Origin of the sequence: Pseudoalteromonas sp. RW-H-Ap-1 (genome assembly GCF_048318575.1) — a bacterium.
GTDB lineage: Bacteria > Pseudomonadota > Gammaproteobacteria > Enterobacterales > Alteromonadaceae > Pseudoalteromonas.
In genome coordinates, this window is sequence record NZ_CP166996.1 from 2,125,311 (window position 1) to 2,143,487 (window position 18,177).

The 18,177-nt window shown below is 40.7% G+C and carries 16 protein-coding genes and 10 tRNA genes; 17 read left to right on the forward strand and 9 right to left on the reverse strand.

What is annotated here, in order from left to right; genetic code table 11:
* Positions 1–87: 87 nt before the first annotated feature.
* The 8 genes from kdsA to hemA form a co-directional block, all read right to left on the reverse strand.
* Positions 88–942, reverse strand: coding sequence for a 3-deoxy-8-phosphooctulonate synthase (gene kdsA, locus AB8618_RS10130; protein WP_054202475.1), 855 nt, complete (start codon positions 940–942; stop codon positions 88–90).
* A gap of 9 nt (positions 943–951) precedes the next feature.
* Complete coding sequence (locus tag AB8618_RS10135) at positions 952–2,205, reverse strand: DUF819 domain-containing protein (RefSeq protein WP_413402539.1); 1,254 nt, start codon at positions 2,203–2,205, stop codon at positions 952–954.
* Between the two features lie 20 nt (positions 2,206–2,225).
* Positions 2,226–3,053, reverse strand: a complete 828-nt coding sequence (locus tag AB8618_RS10140) for a tetratricopeptide repeat protein (RefSeq protein WP_413402541.1) — start codon at positions 3,051–3,053, stop codon at positions 2,226–2,228.
* Positions 3,054–3,182: 129 nt separating this feature from the next.
* The gene (locus AB8618_RS10145; protein WP_413402543.1) at positions 3,183–3,557 is read right to left on the reverse strand and encodes a SirB2 family protein; all 375 of its coding nucleotides are present in this window, start codon (positions 3,555–3,557) and stop codon (positions 3,183–3,185) included.
* 18 nt (positions 3,558–3,575) lie between these two features.
* Positions 3,576–5,129: a DUF3369 domain-containing protein gene (locus tag AB8618_RS10150; RefSeq protein ID WP_409423451.1), complete on the reverse strand. Its 1,554-nt coding sequence runs from the start codon at positions 5,127–5,129 to the stop codon at positions 3,576–3,578.
* A gap of 51 nt (positions 5,130–5,180) precedes the next feature.
* A complete protein-coding gene (prmC, locus tag AB8618_RS10155; protein ID WP_413402545.1) occupies positions 5,181–6,020 on the reverse strand; it encodes a peptide chain release factor N(5)-glutamine methyltransferase in 840 nt (279 codons plus the stop codon).
* A gap of 2 nt (positions 6,021–6,022) precedes the next feature.
* The gene (gene prfA / locus AB8618_RS10160; RefSeq protein ID WP_413402547.1) at positions 6,023–7,108 is read right to left on the reverse strand and encodes a peptide chain release factor 1; all 1,086 of its coding nucleotides are present in this window, start codon (positions 7,106–7,108) and stop codon (positions 6,023–6,025) included.
* Between the two features lie 7 nt (positions 7,109–7,115).
* Complete coding sequence (gene hemA, locus AB8618_RS10165; protein ID WP_175610046.1) at positions 7,116–8,372, reverse strand: glutamyl-tRNA reductase; 1,257 nt, start codon at positions 8,370–8,372, stop codon at positions 7,116–7,118.
* Positions 8,373–8,455: 83 nt separating this feature from the next.
* On the opposite strand from hemA, the gene lolB reads away from it, so the two are divergent.
* From lolB to AB8618_RS10245, 16 genes are all read left to right on the forward strand, one after another.
* On the forward strand, positions 8,456–9,043 hold the full coding sequence (gene lolB, locus AB8618_RS10170; RefSeq protein ID WP_413402550.1) for a lipoprotein insertase outer membrane protein LolB: 588 nt from the start codon (positions 8,456–8,458) through the stop codon (positions 9,041–9,043).
* Positions 9,044–9,045: 2 nt separating this feature from the next.
* Positions 9,046–9,903: a 4-(cytidine 5'-diphospho)-2-C-methyl-D-erythritol kinase gene (gene ispE / locus AB8618_RS10175; protein ID WP_413402552.1), complete on the forward strand. Its 858-nt coding sequence runs from the start codon at positions 9,046–9,048 to the stop codon at positions 9,901–9,903.
* An 86-nt stretch (positions 9,904–9,989) separates the two neighbouring features.
* Positions 9,990–10,937, forward strand: a complete 948-nt coding sequence (locus AB8618_RS10180) for a ribose-phosphate pyrophosphokinase (protein ID WP_008115168.1) — start codon at positions 9,990–9,992, stop codon at positions 10,935–10,937.
* 149 nt (positions 10,938–11,086) lie between these two features.
* Positions 11,087–11,701: a 50S ribosomal protein L25/general stress protein Ctc gene (locus tag AB8618_RS10185; protein WP_010388341.1), complete on the forward strand. Its 615-nt coding sequence runs from the start codon at positions 11,087–11,089 to the stop codon at positions 11,699–11,701.
* Positions 11,702–11,719: 18 nt separating this feature from the next.
* A complete protein-coding gene (gene pth / locus AB8618_RS10190; RefSeq protein ID WP_008115166.1) occupies positions 11,720–12,304 on the forward strand; it encodes an aminoacyl-tRNA hydrolase in 585 nt (194 codons plus the stop codon).
* Between the two features lie 55 nt (positions 12,305–12,359).
* A complete protein-coding gene (ychF, locus tag AB8618_RS10195) occupies positions 12,360–13,451 on the forward strand; it encodes a redox-regulated ATPase YchF (RefSeq protein WP_008115165.1) in 1,092 nt (363 codons plus the stop codon).
* A 310-nt stretch (positions 13,452–13,761) separates the two neighbouring features.
* Positions 13,762–13,838: transfer RNA gene (locus AB8618_RS10200), tRNA-Met, on the forward strand.
* Positions 13,839–13,907: 69 nt separating this feature from the next.
* Positions 13,908–13,992: transfer RNA gene (locus AB8618_RS10205), tRNA-Leu, on the forward strand.
* A gap of 39 nt (positions 13,993–14,031) precedes the next feature.
* Positions 14,032–14,106, forward strand: a tRNA-Gln gene (locus AB8618_RS10210).
* Between the two features lie 5 nt (positions 14,107–14,111).
* Positions 14,112–14,188: transfer RNA gene (locus tag AB8618_RS10215), tRNA-Met, on the forward strand.
* A gap of 175 nt (positions 14,189–14,363) precedes the next feature.
* Positions 14,364–14,448: transfer RNA gene (locus AB8618_RS10220), tRNA-Leu, on the forward strand.
* A gap of 41 nt (positions 14,449–14,489) precedes the next feature.
* A tRNA-Gln gene (locus AB8618_RS10225) sits at positions 14,490–14,564 on the forward strand.
* 64 nt (positions 14,565–14,628) lie between these two features.
* Positions 14,629–14,713: transfer RNA gene (locus AB8618_RS10230), tRNA-Leu, on the forward strand.
* Positions 14,714–14,753: 40 nt separating this feature from the next.
* Positions 14,754–14,828 (forward strand) — tRNA-Gln (locus tag AB8618_RS10235).
* Between the two features lie 64 nt (positions 14,829–14,892).
* A tRNA-Leu gene (locus AB8618_RS10240) sits at positions 14,893–14,977 on the forward strand.
* Positions 14,978–15,016: 39 nt separating this feature from the next.
* Positions 15,017–15,091 (forward strand) — tRNA-Gln (locus tag AB8618_RS10245).
* A gap of 156 nt (positions 15,092–15,247) precedes the next feature.
* Here AB8618_RS10245 and AB8618_RS10250 read toward each other — a convergent pair.
* A complete protein-coding gene (locus tag AB8618_RS10250) occupies positions 15,248–16,429 on the reverse strand; it encodes an FAD-dependent oxidoreductase (RefSeq protein ID WP_413402556.1) in 1,182 nt (393 codons plus the stop codon).
* Positions 16,430–16,686: 257 nt separating this feature from the next.
* On the opposite strand from AB8618_RS10250, the gene miaB reads away from it, so the two are divergent.
* Positions 16,687–18,132, forward strand: a complete 1,446-nt coding sequence (gene miaB, locus AB8618_RS10255) for a tRNA (N6-isopentenyl adenosine(37)-C2)-methylthiotransferase MiaB (RefSeq protein WP_010388336.1) — start codon at positions 16,687–16,689, stop codon at positions 18,130–18,132.
* Positions 18,133–18,177 lie beyond the last annotated feature (45 nt).

Consider the following 18,177-nt stretch of genomic DNA (forward strand, 5'->3'; position numbering starts at 1 on the left):
CGGTGAATTATATACCTATGCTGGGAAAGAGTATATTCAAGCCACAAAAAAAGCGACCTAAGTCGCTTTTTAATGAGTTAATAAGCCTTATAAATCGCTAGCACTGGTATCAAGCGGAGCAAAGCTTTTGATTAGATCATCAACCGCTTTCATTTGCGATAAGTACCCTTCTAATTTACTCAGTGCTAATGCACAAGGGCCATCACATTTTGCTTCATTTGGATTTGGGTGTGCTTCAATAAATAAGCCCGCAATACCCAGTGCCATGCCACTACGAGCCAGTTCTGCTGCTTGAGCACGACGACCATCGGCTGAATCAGCTCGACCGCCAGGACGTTGTAGCGCATGAGTAGCGTCAAATATAACGGGCGCCATGGTTTTCATGTCATCCATGCCCAGCATATCAACCACTAGGTTGTTATAACCAAAGCTTGAACCACGTTCACACAAGGCCACATTATTATTACCCGCTTCATTAAATTTAGTAATGATATGACGCATTTCATGTGGGGCTAAAAACTGTGGCTTTTTCACATTAATAATGGCGCCTGTTTTTGCCATTGCAACCACTAGGTCTGTTTGACGAGCCAAAAATGCCGGTAGCTGAATAACATCAACAACCTCAGCAACAGGTGCTGCTTGGTGCGGCTCATGCACATCAGTGATCAAAGGAATATTAAAGGTATTTTTAATCTCTTCAAATATCTTTAAGCCTTCTTCCATGCCCGGACCACGGTAAGAATTGATTGACGAGCGATTGGCTTTATCAAATGACGCCTTAAATACATAAGGAATATTTAATTTAGTGGTCACTTCAACATAATGCTCGGCAATACGCATCGCTAAATCACGTGATTCCAGTACGTTCATGCCACCAAATAAAACGAAAGGTTTATCATTTGCCAGTTCTATTTGATTAATATTTATAACTTGGTTGTTCATTTTAATTCCTTATGGTGCAACTGCTTGCATCATCAATCCACAAATATACGCCATATATGTACCTACACCGTAGCCTAGTACCGCTAATAAAACGCCTACCGGTGCCAGTGATGGATGAAACGCAGCGGCGACAACAGGGGCCGAGGCCGCGCCACCCACATTGGCCTGAGAGCCGACAGCCATGTAAAATAACGGCGCTTTAATTAGTTTAGCAACAATCAGCATTAAGCTGGCGTGAGTTAGCATCCAAATCGCACCAATCACAAAATACATCGGTGAATCAAAAATCGCCATCACATTCATATGCAGACCAATTGATGCTACTAAGATATATAAAAATGCTGATGCCACTTTAGACGAGCCAAAGGCTTCGATATGACGCACTCTAGTGAACGATAAACTAATGCCTATAGTGGTCGATATAACAATAAGCCAAAAGAACTTACTATTTAAACTGTATTCTTTTGCCCATGCATAATTATTGGCAAAGAAGGGTCCTAAAATATCAGCACAAAAATGTGCTAAACCAGTAATACCAAAGGCAATAGCAATAATCATCATGTAATCATTCAGCGTTGGCATACGGGCATGCTCTGCATGGTATTTTTCAACACGTTGTTTTAAATCTTCAATCGCGGTGGTATCGGCCCCCGCTTTGGCATCAATCGTTTTATGGTTAGCCGCCATTAATAATAATACCGCCATCCATAAATTAGCCACAATCACATCAACAGTAACCATAGCAGAGAAGATATCACCGCCAACTTCAAACATCTCTTTCATAGACGCTTGGTTTGCGCCGCCGCCAATCCAGCTGCCCGCAATAGTTGTCATACCCCGCCAAACCGCATCGGGGCCATGTCCACCCACAGCTTCAGGGTAAACGGCACTCATAATTAAAATAGCTAATGGGCCACCAATCACAATACCTGCGGTGCCCGTTAAAAACATAATTAATGCTTTAGGGCCCAGATTAATAATCGCTCTTAAATCAATGCTAATGGTTAATAAAATTAAACACGCAGGTAATAAATACCGCGAGGCAACGTAATACACACTCGATTGCGAGCCATCAACAATACCAAAGGTATTTAACAACGATGGTAAAAAATAACACAGCAATAATGCAGGCACATATTTGTAAAATGCGACCAGCCCTGGCCGCTGACTTGACGAGGTTTTAAAAATAAAGCCTAAAATAATCGCCAGTAAACCTAGTACAACAGCATCATTGGTGATCAAAGCAGTTTGGGGATCAGCCATAACGTTTCCTATTTTTATTTTTAATGGTGGGTCTTATGATTATCTTCAAGTTCTTCAATTTGATGTTGGATGACTTCAATAGCAGGGTCGTCGGGACACTCATCAACAAAAAATTGTAAATCATCTCGTGCCATTTTAGGGCAGCCTAGCTGATTTAGTAAATAGCCTCTGTCGCGTCGCTCATAGGGATCATCTCCTAGCATTTCCATTAATAAATCAACGCAAGTTAACGCATGACCAAATTTGTTCTCACTAATAAAAGACCATTTTTGTTGCGCTAAAAATAATTTATATACTTCGTCTTCAAAAATAAGTTCAAGAGGCTCTTGCTCTTGTGCATTATCTTCGTTGGTATTTTCAGGAATGATATACCAGCTTTGTTGACCACTACTTGGCTCAACAATGTACCCTTCATCATCGCTCATTGCGACGTGAATGCCCACTTCGCCTTGAGTTATGCTTACACTAGCATCTAGTTTTGCATGCTGTAAAAAATGACATAATAAAATAGCTAAAGTCGTGGGTGTACCACTGCGCATAGACAAGGTGTAGCTAATACTGTTTAGCTTGTACTCAGGTACTTTAAGGCTTGACGCACTAAATAACCACTGACTGTAAAAGCAATCAAGTAATTGTTCTAAACGATCATGCGGATCGCGTGTTTGCGAACAAATAGTCTCTATTTGTTGCTCAAACGCAGTCAATATTTCAAGACTTGGTGTTAAGTCTATTTGAGGGTCCCATTTAGCTTCTGCTTTAATACAACGATATATTGCCGGTGGCAAAAAGTCATCGTAGGCATCTTCTATATAAGATTCATCGTGTTCATCAAACCCGAGGGTGGTCATTCATACTACAACATTCTAGAAAACGAACACGTAGTTTACCTAATTTTAAGGTTAGATACCAATAATCAGAAATGAAATAAAGAGGCAAGCTTTACACCTGTAGTGTAAAGCTTAAGCAAGTATTGTTAATTACAACAATAGCGGGGCTTTAGCGGTTGCTAAAAAGCCAATAGCTAAGATAACCGCAGTGTTAAACACTAAAAACATAACTTTAGGTAATGTTGTGGTTTGCTTCGCACTAATAATCCCAACGGCGATATAAATAACCACCAGTACAATTTTTTCTAATAGCCAAAGTTGCTCTAGCGGATTTATTTTAGCCATGGCCATTAAAGTAATAGCTGAAATAATTAGTAAGGTGTCTATGCTGTGGCTACCAATGAAAACCACTTTATTTTTAGTAAGGCTGCCACTGCCCATGCGAGAAAAAGAACGTACATAAAATAAAATAATACTCACTAGCGCAATCGCCATGTGCGTGTGTTTTAATGCTAAATAATCCATGTTTATTTTTACTTCTGTTTAGTTATGTGTTTTATCAGGAAAGCGTAAAATTACCGCTTCAAGTTCTTCAAGTTTATCATTGAATACATCAACAAGTTTAGGATCAAAATGCGTACCTTTGTTTGCATTGATCTCAGCAACGGCTTCTTCAAGTGTCCACGCACCTTTATAACACCGTTTATGACGCAGTGCATCATACACATCGGCCAATGCCACTATGCGAGCAAAAATATCGATACTCTCGCCTTTTAAGCCGCAAGGGTAACCAGACCCATCCCATTTTTCGTGATGTTGCTGTGCAATTAACGCCCCCGCACTGACTATTTTACGCGGTGAATCTTTTAAAATGGCGTAGCCTTTGCCTGCATGGGTTTTCATAACTTCCCACTCATCACTGTTTAATTTACCGGGTTTATTTAAAATAGCATCCGGAATACCTATTTTACCCACATCATGTAAAGGCGATGCAAAACGAATTAAATTCGCTTGCTCTTCAGATAATCCATATCCTATTGCTAACTCATAACAAATATAAGCAACCCGCTTTACGTGATTACCCGTCTCGCATGAGCGTTGTTCAACCGCTTCACTTAAACGATAAACAAGTTCTTGTTGGGTAGCTTCAACTTCAGTATGTAATTGTACATTTTCAAATGCCAACTGCACATTTTGAGAAAAAATTTCGATTAGATTTCGTTGCGTATCTGTCAGTTTCGATGGCACCCCGGATACAAATAACATCGAATTATGATTAAACTTACTACTACAATAGGCAAACAAATAGTCATCTTTGTACACAATTGCTTTGTTGGCTAAGGCTTCTTGACACGCTAAAAGCTGCTCTTGTGCTAATACTGATTCAAGCTCTTCCCCTTCGCGCTTAGCAAAATCACCGGTGCCAGAGCAAACAATCAGTTTCTTGTTTAATTCCTCTGACGGATTTTGCGCAACTAAGGTAGTGGCGTACATGGCTTCGTCGGCCACGTTAAGTAAAGACGTTAGCTGCTGCATCACTCCTTCAATAAAATTATCCATTGAATGAGTTGCAAAAATATTGCGAGAAGCAGTGATTATTTTTTCTAGGCCTTCACGTGACTGCTCAATAGAAATAATATCGCGATACGAACGAAGGCTAGCCATCATCACGGTGAATAGTTTTTGTGCGGTGAGTTCTGTTTTAGATTTATAGTCATTTATGTCGTAATTGACAATGACTTGACGCTCCGGCGCTTGACCTGGTTGCCCTGTACGTAAAATGATACGAATGTAATTATTTTTAACGGTATCGCGTATGTACTTCGCGACTTGCAAACCAGCGTCGTCTGTTTCCATTACAACATCGAGTAGGATGATGGCTGCATCTGGGTGCTCATCAATTAACTTTTTTGCCTCTGCGCCTGAATATGCGCTTATAAATTCCAACCGTTTATCTTGGAACTTAAAGTCACTTAAAGCTAAACGTGTAACAGCGTGAACCTCAGGCTCATCATCAACTATTAAAACTTTCCATGTCCCTTGCTCTTCACATGCTACTTCAGGTGGTTGTTCATTTGAAAATAAAAAATCTTCCATCACATAGAATTCCTTAAACCATATGCAAACAACGGAGCTATTAAAAATAATTTAAGGCCATTGTCCGAACGTTACGCGGTCATTATTACCAAGATCTTTCACTGTGCTTACATTTATAAACGCCATTTTATTTAAAATGTGACGTACAGCTGCACTTTGCTCAAATCCGTGTTCAATTAAAAGATAGCCATTAGAATGTAAATAGTCACGTGATTGTGTAATTATTTGTTTAATATCAGCTAATCCTGCATCATCCGCAACTAATGCAGACAAAGGTTCAAAGCGCACATCGCCTTGATGCAAGTGTACATCGTCATGTTCTATATAGGGTGGATTGGTTACAATTAGATCAAATTTTTTGTTTTTTAACGCACTGAACCAGTTACTCTGCTCAACAGTCACATTATTAATAGCTAATCGCTCTTGGTTGCGCTTTGCCAACGCTACCGCATCATCAATACGATCAACAGCAATAATATCCCATGAGGGCATTTCGCTCCCAAGTGCCAGTGCTATAGCCCCTGTGCCCGTGCCTAAATCAAGTACTTTCGCGTTTTTAGGCACTTTGCACTCAAGCGCAAGCTCAACTAAGGTTTCTGTATCAGGTCGAGGGATTAGCGTTGTTGGGTTCACTTCAAACTGCAAACTCCAAAATTCACGACAGCCGGTAATATGCGAAACAGGTTCGCCTTGTAAGCGACGTTCACAGGCACATTGAAATGCCTGATACTGCTCATCTGTGAGCTGTTTTTCAGGCCAAGTAAATAAATAACTTCGTGGCTTTTGTAAAATATTGAGCAGTAAAACTTGTGCATCTAACTTTGCGCTATCACTACTTGATGCTAATAAATTAGCACCTGTAGCAATAGCGTTTTCAACAGAAGGGGTCACGATTAATCGTCGCCCATTGCTGCAAGTAAATCGGCTTGATGCTCTTGCATTAGTGGCTCAACAACGGCGCCTAAATCACCTGCTACCACTTCATTAAGACGATAAAGCGTTAAGTTAATACGGTGATCGGTAATACGACCTTGTGGATAGTTGTATGTACGAATACGCTCAGAACGATCGCCGCTACCAACTAAGTTACGACGTTCTGATGCTTCAGCAGCATGACGCTTTTCATCTTCAGCTTGCTGAAGGCGCGCAGCCAATACCGACATCGCTTTAGCACGGTTTTTATGCTGAGAGCGCTCATCTTGACACTCAACCACTACACCCGTAGGTAAATGGGTAATACGAATGGCAGAGTCGGTTTTATTTACGTGCTGACCACCCGCGCCCGACGCTCTAAAAGTATCAACTTTAATATCGGCAGTATTGATTTCGATGGCTTCTGCTTCTGGTACTTCAGCCATAACAGCTACAGTACATGCTGAGGTATGTACACGGCCTTGAGACTCAGTTTCAGGGACACGTTGTACACGGTGAACGCCTGATTCAAATTTTAATTGTCCGTAAACGCCTTCACCGCTGATGTTAGCAATTACTTCTTTGTAACCACCGTGCTCACCTTCGTTGGTGGTAACAACTTCTACTTTCCATTTTTTTGTTTCTGCGTAACGGCTGTACATTCTGAATAAGTCGCCAGCAAAAATAGCCGCTTCATCGCCCCCAGTTCCAGCACGAACCTCTAAAAACACGTTATTATTATCTTTTGGATCTTTAGGCAACATTAAAACTTGAATGTCGTCTTCTAAAATCGAAATCTGTGCTTTTGCTTCTTTATATTCTTCTTGTGCCATTTCGCGCATTTCAGGGTCTGAATCTTTAAGCATTTCTTCAGAACTGCTCAAGTCTTCTTGTGCTTGCTGGTAAGCTAAAAATGTTTTTACCACCTCTTCAAGCTCAGAGTATTCTTTTGAAAGAGCACGAAAGCGGTTTTGATCACTAATGACCGATGGGTCACTTAATAGCGCTTGTACTTCTTCATAGCGCTCAACTAAGGTTTCTAATTTACGATAAACGGACTCTTTCATTTAACTGTTATTCCTGATCTATACCTAACATTTTTTTTAATTGATTTAGCTGAGCCACTTCACCTTTTTTCGCTGCATCTTGGATGGCACGGGTAGGCGCGTGCATTAAACGATTGGTTAACTTATTGGCTAGCTCTAAAATTACTTTTTCTGCATTTTTACCTGTATTAAGTTGGCTTAGGGCCCTATCTACAAGTTCTGCTTTTGTAGTTTGTACATCATTACGGTAGTGGCGAATTAAATCCACTGAATCAAGTGAACGCAGCCACATAAAAAACTCTTTGGTGCGCTCACTAATAATAATTTGTGCTTGTTCTGCAGCTTGCTCACGTGCAGCCATGTTTTCGCTAACAATGGCTTGTAAGTCATCAACAGAATATAAATAAGCGTCGTCAAGCTCTCCGACTTGGCTTTCAATATCGCGTGGAACAGCAATATCTATAAATAGCATAGGCTTATAACGACGTTGTTTCAGTGCTTGTTCCACCACCCCTTTACCAATAATAGGTAAAGTACTGGCAGTGGAGCTAATAACAATATCGGCTTGGTGTAATCGTTCTGGTAATTGTGCCAAGGCAATAACATCTGCTGACACTTCATCCGCTAAGCCGCGAGCACGTTCTATTGTTCTATTAGCTACCGTTATTTTTTGTGGCTCATTTTGGTATAAATGTTTTGCTACCAGCTCAATGGTTTCACCAGCACCAATTAATAGCACCTTGGTTTTGTCTAATTTGCCATAAATATGCTTTGCAAGATTAACCGCAGCAAACGCAACCGAGACTGCACTCGCACCAATGTTAGTTTCGGTGCGTACTTCTTTTGCCACTGAAAAGGTTTTTTGAAACAAACGATCAAAAGTTACACCCACCGCATCGTGGGTTTTAGCACTGTTATACGCTTGCTTTATTTGCCCTAAAATCTGTGGTTCACCTAGTACCAGCGAATCAAGCCCGCAGGCTACACGCATTAAATGGTTTATTGCTGCGCTGTCTTCATAACAGTAGATGTTTTTACTCAGTTCATGTTCATCTAAACCATGGAAACTGGCTAACCATTGCAACAATGTTTGGGAATTTTGTTGCGCAAGGCTACAATACACTTCAGTGCGATTGCAGGTAGATACAATAACCGCTTCATTAAAGTCGGCATGACCACTTAATTGCTGAAGCGCCTCTGAAATTTGCTCAGGCGAAAAGGCCACTTTTTCTCGTAAATCTACGGATGCGGTTTTGTGATTAATACCAAGTGCTATTATGGTCATATCTGCCAAATATTGCTGAGCCCTACTTCATAGGCGGCAATTTTATCAAAAATCTCAGGAATATGGAAAGTAAGGAACAACATTTGATTCGACAATATTTTATTTTAACCCTGTTATTTATTTTTTTAACGGGCTGCGCCAATAAAAACAACTACAATACAAAAACTTACGAAGACTGGAAGTTACGTCTTAGTACACAAAAAACTTGGCAGGTGGAAGGTAAATTAGCGTTTATTAGCCCTGATGAGCGCCAATCTGCTAACTTAAATTGGCAACAAACACAAAATAGTAATCATTTAGTGTTAACCACATTTATTGGCACCCGAATTTTATCGCTCAAACAAACCGCAGTGGGGGCTGAATTAATATTTGATGAACAACAGTTTTTTGATACTAATGCGAGTAAACTTTTACAACGCTTAACGGGGTTTACTTTACCGGTAAATAACGCCGGTCAGTGGTTAAAAGCCACTATTGACGATCAAACCCTAGAAGTCGATCAATTAGGCCGTGCTAAAAGCGTGTTATGGTTTGATGACGCTGGCAAAAAATGGCAAATAAACTACACCAGCTACATACAAAAACACGGTTTTTGGTTACCTAACGCGCTAACCTTAACCCATCAAAAGATTAAAATTAAAATCAAACTCTACGATTGGCAGTTTAACTAATTATGAATACTCCCTTTGAACTTTCGCTGATTGCGCCGGCGAAGCTAAATTTATTTTTACATATTAATGGTCGCCGTGATGATGGCTATCATGAATTAGAAACCCTGTTTACATTTTTAAACTATGGCGACGAGCTCCATTTTACGCTTACTAATGATAAAAATATTAGTATTAGCGGCGACACTCATGGCATTGCACTAACTGACAACTTAATTTATAAAGCAGCTTTATTATTGCAAACTCAGTGTAAAGTGAATGTAGGTGCAAAAATAAATTTAACTAAACGTTTGCCTATGGGCGGAGGTGTTGGTGGTGGTTCATCCGATGCCGCAACAACACTTCTAGCGCTGAATACACTGTGGAATACCGCTCTTACACTAGATGAACTTGCAGATTTAGGCTTGAAGCTCGGTGCAGACGTACCTGTATTCATTAAAGGTAAAAGTGCCATAGCACATGGCATTGGCGAGCAATTAGAGTATGTTAAATTGCCACAAAAATGGTACTGCGTAGTTTTTCCAAACCAGCATGTCAGTACTGCACAAATATTTACTCACCCCGATTTAAAACGTGACACGCCTAAACTTTCAGGTGACTGGCAACAACAGGTTTTAACTAACGATTGTGAGCCTTTAGTGAAAAAGCTGTGTCCCGAGGTTGAAAAAACCCTGCAGTGGTTGCTAAAATACGCCCCATCAAAGATGACCGGAACAGGTTCATGTTGTTTTGTTGAATTTGCTAGTCAAGTTCAAGCACAAGATGTACTTGCTAACCTCCCCCATACTTGGCAGGGATTTATCGCATCAAGCGTTAATACTTCTCCTGCTCACACGGAGTTAGCCGCCATCATTGATAAATGAAGTAACGTACAAGTAATCATAAGTTAACCTACTTTGTTCATTCAATGTAAGTTAGTCCAAAAATTCAGTGCCTGAGGAACCCTACCGTGCCTGACATGAAGCTCTTCGCTGGTAACGCAACACCTGACCTAGCTCAAAAAGTTGCAAAACGTTTATATATTGAATTAGGCGATGCTGTTGTTGGCCGTTTTAGTGACGGTGAGATCAGTGTTCAAATTAATGAAAATGTTCGTGGCTCGGATGTTTTTATCTTACAATCAACCTGTGCCCCTACTAACGATAACCTAATGGAACTTATCGTTATGGTTGATGCGCTACGCCGTGCATCTGCCGGTCGTATCACTGCTGTTATTCCCTATTTTGGTTATGCTCGTCAAGATCGTCGTGTACGCTCTGCGCGTGTGCCAATTACAGCTAAAGTGGTTGCGGATTTCTTATCAAGTGTAGGTGTTGACCGCGTTCTTACGGTTGATTTACATGCTGAGCAAATCCAAGGCTTCTTCGATGTACCAGTAGATAACGTATTTGGCAGCCCGGTATTATTAGAAGATATGAAAAACCGCGACTTTGATGACGTGGTTGTTGTATCACCTGATATTGGTGGTGTTGTACGTGCCCGTGCAATTGCAAAACTATTAAACGATACCGACCTAGCTATTATTGATAAACGTCGCCCTCAAGCTAACGTTTCTCAAGTAATGCATATTATTGGTGACGTTGAAGGTCGTGATTGTATTATTGTTGATGACATGATTGATACCGGTGGTACATTGTGTAAAGCAGCTGAAGCCCTTAAAGAGCATGGTGCTAAACGTGTATTTGCTTACGCTACTCACCCTATTCTTTCTGGTACAGCTGCAGAAAACTTACGTAACTCTGTGATTGATGAAGTGATTGTAACTGACTCAATTCCACTGTCTGACGAACTTAAAGCGCTTGATATTGTTAAAGTATTAACACTTGCAGATATGTTAGCAGAGACTATTCGTCGCATTAGCAACGAAGAATCTATCTCGGCAATGTTTGAACACTAAAGTTAAACATTAATGAGTATAAAAGCGCCTTTTGGCGCTTTTTTTGTAGGTGATGTTTATTTTATAAACCCGCAGTGGTATGATAGCGCGCCTTTTGGCTAGGGACCTTGGTCGCAAAGGCCCTAACACTTTTAATTATTGGAGACATCATGTCTAACACAACTTATACTTATGACGCTGAACTTCGCGTAGAAACTGGTACTGGTGCGAGCCGCCGCCTACGTCGCGAAGACAAAGTGCCGGCAATCCTTTATGGAGCTGATAAAGAAGCTTTATCGCTTACTTTTGAACATAAAGATATGATCAAAGCACAAGAAGACGAAGGCTTTTACACTCACATCCTTACATTAAATGTAGGTGGCGAGAAAGTTGAAGCTATCTTAAAAGATATCCAACGTCACCCTTTCAAGCCTAAGCTTACTCACCTTGATTTCCAACGTGTAGACGCAACTCACAAACTAGTAACTAAGGTTCCTTTACACTTCATCGGTGAAGATAAAGTAACTAAGTTAGGTGCAACTGTTGTTCACCAGTTAACTGAAGTTGAGATTTCTTGTCTTCCTAAGTCACTTCCAGAATTCATCGAAGTAGACGTATCTGATCTTGTAGCTGGTGATTCAATCCACCTTACAGATCTTGCGTTCCCTAAAGGTGTTCAATCTGTTGAGCTTGGTAAAGGCGAAGGCCACGATCAGTCTATCGTTACTATCAAAGCTAACAAAGCAGCTCCAACTGAAGACGACGCTTCAGACGCTGCAGAATAATATTTAAGGTCTCGCACCTTGAATTCTATTCAAATGCTTGTGGGCCTGGCTAATCCAGGCCCCGAATACGCAAATACACGCCACAACGCAGGTGCTTGGTTCATTCAAGAACTCGCTGCACGCTACAACTGCACGCTAAAACACGACCCTAAATATCACGGCCTTACTGGCAAAGTGATTATTCAAGGCAAAGAATTCAAATTACTGATCCCCACCACTTACATGAACTTAAGTGGCAAAGCGGTGAGTAGTTTAGCCAATTTTTTTAAAATCCCAGTGGAAGACATACTTGTCGCCCATGATGAATTGGATTTAGACCCAGGCGTTGCCAAATTAAAAAAAGGCGGCGGACATGGCGGTCATAATGGCTTAAAAGACATTATTGCAAAAATGGCAAATCAAAAAGACTTTATGCGCTTACGCATAGGTGTTGGTCATCCAGGACATCGTGAAATGGTCACCGGTTGGGTGCTTGGAAAAGCAGCCAAGGAAGATCAGGAAAAAATGGATGCCGCAGTTGATGAAGCAGTTCGTTGTATGGAAATACTTGCTAAAGACGGTGTGTTAAAAGCACAAAACAGACTACATTCGTTTAAACCCTAATTTTTAGGGGTATACGTACACACGTTTTAAACGAATCTAAACAAGGTATCTTACTATGGGTTTTAAATGTGGCATCGTTGGCTTGCCTAATGTTGGTAAATCAACACTTTTCAATGCATTGACTAAAGCGGGTATTGAAGCCGCTAACTTTCCTTTTTGTACCATTGAACCTAATACAGGTGTGGTACCGGTGCCAGATCCTCGCCTAGACGAACTTGCTAAAATTGTTAACCCACAACGTATTCTTACAACAAGTATGGAATTTGTGGATATTGCAGGTTTAGTTAAAGGTGCATCGAAAGGTGAAGGCCTAGGCAATCAGTTTTTAGCAAATATTCGTGAAACAGATGCGATTGGCCATGTAGTTCGCTGTTTTGAAGATGAAAACGTTATTCACGTAGCGGGTACTATTGACCCTGCGGACGACATTGACGTGATCAACACTGAGCTTGTACTTGCTGATATGGACAGTGCTGATAAAGCAATTTTCCGTAATGCAAAAAAAGCAAAAGGCGGTGATAAAGACGCAAAAGAGCAAAATGCAGTACTTGAAAAAGTAAAAGTGCATCTTGATGAAGGCTTAACTTTACGTTCTTTAGCACTAACAAAAGAAGAAAAAGCAGCAATTGCACCTATTAACTTCTTAACCATCAAACCAACTATGTATATTGCCAATGTAGCAGAAGATGGATTTGAAAATAACCCACTACTTGATCGTGTGCGTGAAATAGCTGCCGCTGAAGATGCGGTTGTTGTACCTGTGTGTGCTGCCATCGAGTCTGAGCTTTCTGAGCTTGAAGATGAAGACAAGTTAGAGTTTATGGCTGACCTTGGTCTTGAAGAGCCAGGGCTTAACCTTGTTATTCGTGGCGGTTATGAATTACTGCATTTACAAACCTACTTTACTGCGGGTGTAAAAGAAGTTCGTGCATGGACTATCCCTGTGGGTGCAACAGCGCCACAAGCTGCAGGTAAAATCCATACCGACTTTGAACGTGGCTTTATCCGTGCACAAACAATTGCTTTTGATGACTTTATTGCATGTAAAGGCGAAAGCGGTGCAAAAGAAGCAGGTAAAATGCGTCAAGAAGGTAAAGAATACATTGTTAAAGATGGCGATGTAATGAACTTCTTGTTCAACGTATAATTAATCACTGCGCCACCTTGAGTGGCTAATTGTTTTAAAAGGCTCGTTTTACGGGCCTTTTTTATTTTCAGCCGAATATTAGTCTACCCTAGTAATAAGCTTTCAAACGTAAAGCAAAGCTAAAATTATAATACTCAGCTCATAAAGAGTGTTAAAAAAGCAACGTTTTAATTAAAAAGTAGCCGGTTAGCCTATTTTTCCTGCAAACAAACCAACTTAAGTGTTTTTTTGCAAAAAAGGTGTTGACGAATTTGGGGCATATCAGCATAATACGCCCCGCACTCAGCGATGAAGTGCTAACAAAAAAGATGGCTAAGTAGCTCAGCTGGTTAGAGCACATCACTCATAATGATGGGGTCACAGGTTCAAATCCCGTCTTAGCCACCATTTATTTTTTGTTGCTCAATGAAGAGTTTAAAATAACTACCATTTCTTTGATTAATTCAAAGTAATAATGCGGGAGTGGCGGAATTGGTAGACGCGCTGGATTTAGGTTCCAGTATCTTAGGATGTGAGAGTTCAAGTCTCTCCTTCCGCACCATATTCTTGATAAGAATTAAAACTATCAATTGTTTATTGTTGGGATATCGCCAAGCGGTAAGGCACCAGGTTTTGATCCTGGCATTCCCAGGTTCAAATCCTGGTATCCCAGCCAACAATGGCTAAGTAGCTCAGCTGGTTAGAGCACATCACTCATAATGATGGGGTCACAGGTTCAAATCCCGTCTTAGCCACCATTTATTTTCTAGAAGTGGCTCTGCAAGAGTTAAATTGCAACTCAATGAAGAGTTTAAAATAACTACCATTTCTTTGATTAATTCAAAGTGATAATGCAGGAGTGGCGGAATTGGCAGTTGTCTTGAATAAGACGCTGGATTTAGGTTCCAAAACATGAATACCTGTATACTCGATGCGGGAGTGGCGGAATTGGTAGACGCGCTGGATTTAGGTTCCAGTATCTTAGGATGTGAGAGTTCAAGTCTCTCCTTCCGCACCATATTCTTTGATAAGAATTAAAATTATCAGCAATTTCTTAGTTGGGATATCGCCAAGCGGTAAGGCACCAGGTTTTGATCCTGGCATTCCCAGGTTCAAATCCTGGTATCCCAGCCAACTTCTTCTATCAAAGAACGTTGTATAAGAAAGCTCTGTTAAGAGTATAAATATAAGCCAGTATGCGGGAGTGGCGGAATTGGTAGACGCGCTGGATTTAGGTTCCAGTATCTTAGGATGTGAGAGTTCAAGTCTCTCCTTCCGCACCACATTCTTGATAAGAATTAAAATTATCAGCAATTTCTTAGTTGGGATATCGCCAAGCGGTAAGGCACCAGGTTTTGATCCTGGCATTCCCAGGTTCAAATCCTGGTATCCCAGCCAACTTCTTCTACCAAAGAACGTTGCATAAGAAAACTCTGTTAAGAGTATAAATATAAGCCTTTATGCGGGAGTGGCGGAATTGGTAGACGCGCTGGATTTAGGTTCCAGTATCTTAGGATGTGAGAGTTCAAGTCTCTCCTTCCGCACCATGTTCTTAACTAGAACTAAAACTCATCCAAATTTAGAGTTGGGATATCGCCAAGCGGTAAGGCACCAGGTTTTGATCCTGGCATTCCCAGGTTCAAATCCTGGTATCCCAGCCAATTTGCACACATCTTTAATTACACTTCACGATTTATCCTAAACTCCAATTATATAATTTATATCTTTTATTCTTTTTCTACCTTTATAACCTACACCACTTTTTCTTGGGCATAAAAAAAGACCCAAATTTGAGCCTTTTATACCAATTCGCTTAATTAAGTGAGCTCACCGCTTATTGCGTATTTTAATACCCAGTTTTTTACCGGCCCTGTATTATTAGCTAACTTTAAAAATGTGCTGCGCGCCCATTTTAATGGGGCTATTTGGTTTGAGAAACCAAAGTAGCAAGCATCCATCATACTCATCATTAATAAATTAGCATTACGACGACTACGCTCGTATTCTTTAAGCATTAGCGGGCACCCTACATCATCAGCTGTACGCAACACTTCAGCTAAAGCAGCTACATCTTGAAAACCTAAATTAACACCCTGTCCTGCCAGAGGATTAATGGTGTGCGCCGCGTCCCCCACTAAAACGAGTCTGTCTTGTGAATAATTATTGGCATGCTGCCTTGCTAGAGGAAATATAGCATGGCTTTGTACTTCAAAATCACCAGCAAGCTTTGGAAACTTTTCAATAATATGAGCTTTTAATGCGCTAGGCGATAGGGCTTTAAATGCCTTGAGGGTATTTGCATCGTCATACCAAATTAAATTTGCATAAGGTGCTTGCATAGGTAAAAACGCAACAGGCCCCGAAGGCGTAAACTGCTGCCATGTTTTAACTTGTTGCGGCGCATCGAGCTTTATTAGCACGCCCATACAATGCTGCTGATATTGCCATCCGGTTATACCAATGTTGGCTTTGCTGCGTAATTGTGATTGCCCACCATCCGCTGCAATGACTAAATCAGCAATATAGCTTTGTTCGTTATAGTGCAAGCTAATGCTATCAGGGTTTTGCTCTATTGCAGTTAAAGCCGATGAAGGGTTAATCATTTCAATATTATGTTGCTCAAATTGCTGCCATAAACTGGCTTGAATTAGCTTATTCTCAATTAAATGACCTAAATGGGTAGTATTAATAGTATGACAATCAAATAATAAATGATCGTTACCCCGTTCAAAGGTCTCTAATTGTTCATAGGGAGCCAACCTATTTGCTCGTAGTAATGGCATTGCACCGAGCTGATCAAGCAGTTTTTCAGAAAAGCGGTTAATAGCCGAAACACGTATATCGACATCATCACTACTAAGTACCTGTGATGCATCTATTAGGTGTTTTTCAATAACACGTACGGTTTTGCCTTGTTGCGCTAATTTAATAGCCATGGCGGCACCAACCATGCCGCCCCCTACTACAATTACATTATTTTTAGCCATGTTTTTCATCATTTTAATTCTGACTTAACTCTGCTTAGATTGTATCGTAATTAGTTTGCTCAGTGTGAGCGCTTCGCTTAATTCTATTATTAAACCCATACTATATTGATTTCAGATCACAAACATGAAATCTATACTTGGTTTTGGGCGTGTATCCAGCTAAAATACGCGTCCTTTAAGTCGAGCGAAATTTTAATAATTCCGCCACTTATACCTGTTTCTAGCACATATTTGTGCCACTATCGAATTGAACACGAGGCTATATTTCAATGAGCAAAAAGCTGCATATTAAAACCTGGGGTTGTCAGATGAACGAATACGACTCTCAGAAAATGGCTGATCTTCTAGATGCTACCAACGGCTATCAGCTAACTGAAGAAGCTGCTGATGCTGATGTTATCTTACTTAACACCTGTTCAATTCGTGAAAAAGCGCAAGAAAAAGTATTTCACCAACTAGGTCGTTGGAAGTTATTAAAAGATGACAAACCAGACCTTATTATTGGTGTAGGCGGCTGTGTTGCATCTCAAGAAGGTGATTCAATTCGCCAACGTGCTCCGTTTGTAGATGTTATTTTTGGTCCACAAACTTTGCACCGTTTACCTGAGATGATTAAACAAGTACAAGGCGATAAAGGTTCATCTGTAGTTGATATTTCATTTCCTGAGATTGAAAAATTTGACCGCTTACCTGAACCTAAAGCGGAAGGTCCTTCTGCGTTTGTATCAATTATGGAAGGTTGTTCTAAATACTGTACTTTCTGTGTTGTGCCTTACACCCGTGGTGAAGAAGTAAGCCGCCCTGTTGATGATGTATTATTAGAAGTTGCACAGTTAGCCGAGCAAGGCGTACGTGAAGTTAACCTATTAGGTCAAAACGTAAATGCATACCGTGGTGATACACACGATGGTGAAATTTGCTATTTCTCAGATCTCATTCGTTTAGTGGCTGCAATTGACGGGATTGACCGTATTCGTTACACCACCTCACACCCTGTAGAGTTTACACCAGACATTATTGATGCGTACGCTGATGTGCCTGAGCTGGTTGATCACTTACACCTTCCAGTACAAAGTGGTTCAGACCGTGTTTTAAACTTAATGAAACGCGGCCATACTGCTCTTGAGTACAAATCAACAATTCGTAAGCTACGTAAAATTCGCCCTAACCTAAGCATGTCGTCAGATTTCATCATAGGTTTCCCAGGTGAAAGCAAGGCCGATTTTGAAGCTACCATGAACCTTATCAACGATATTGGTTTTGATATGAGCTTTAGCTTTATTTACAGTGCACGCCCAGGTACACCAGCGGCCGATTTACCAGATGACGTAACCGAGCAAGAGAAAAAAGAGCGCCTTTACTTATTGCAAAACCGTATTACGCAAATGGCACAGCAAATTAGCCGCCAAATGTTTGATACTGAGCAACGTATTTTAGTTGAAGGTCCTTCTAAGAAGAACCCGATGGAACTACGTGGCCGAACTGAAAATAACCGTGTAGTTAACTTTGTTGGCCCACACACAGTGATCGGTCAGTTTGTTGATGTACGTATTACCGAGGCGTTACCAAACTCTTTACGTGGCGATTTAATTCGTACAGAATCAGAAATGAACTTACGCCGCGAAATTGCGCCTTCTGCTATTTTAACCAAAGCAGCGAGTGAGCAAAAAACCGAGACAGCTAACGAAATTGGCGTTGCTACTTTCGTACCTTAGTTGCAAAAACTCATTGCGCCAGTTAACGCTGGCGCACTGTAATAG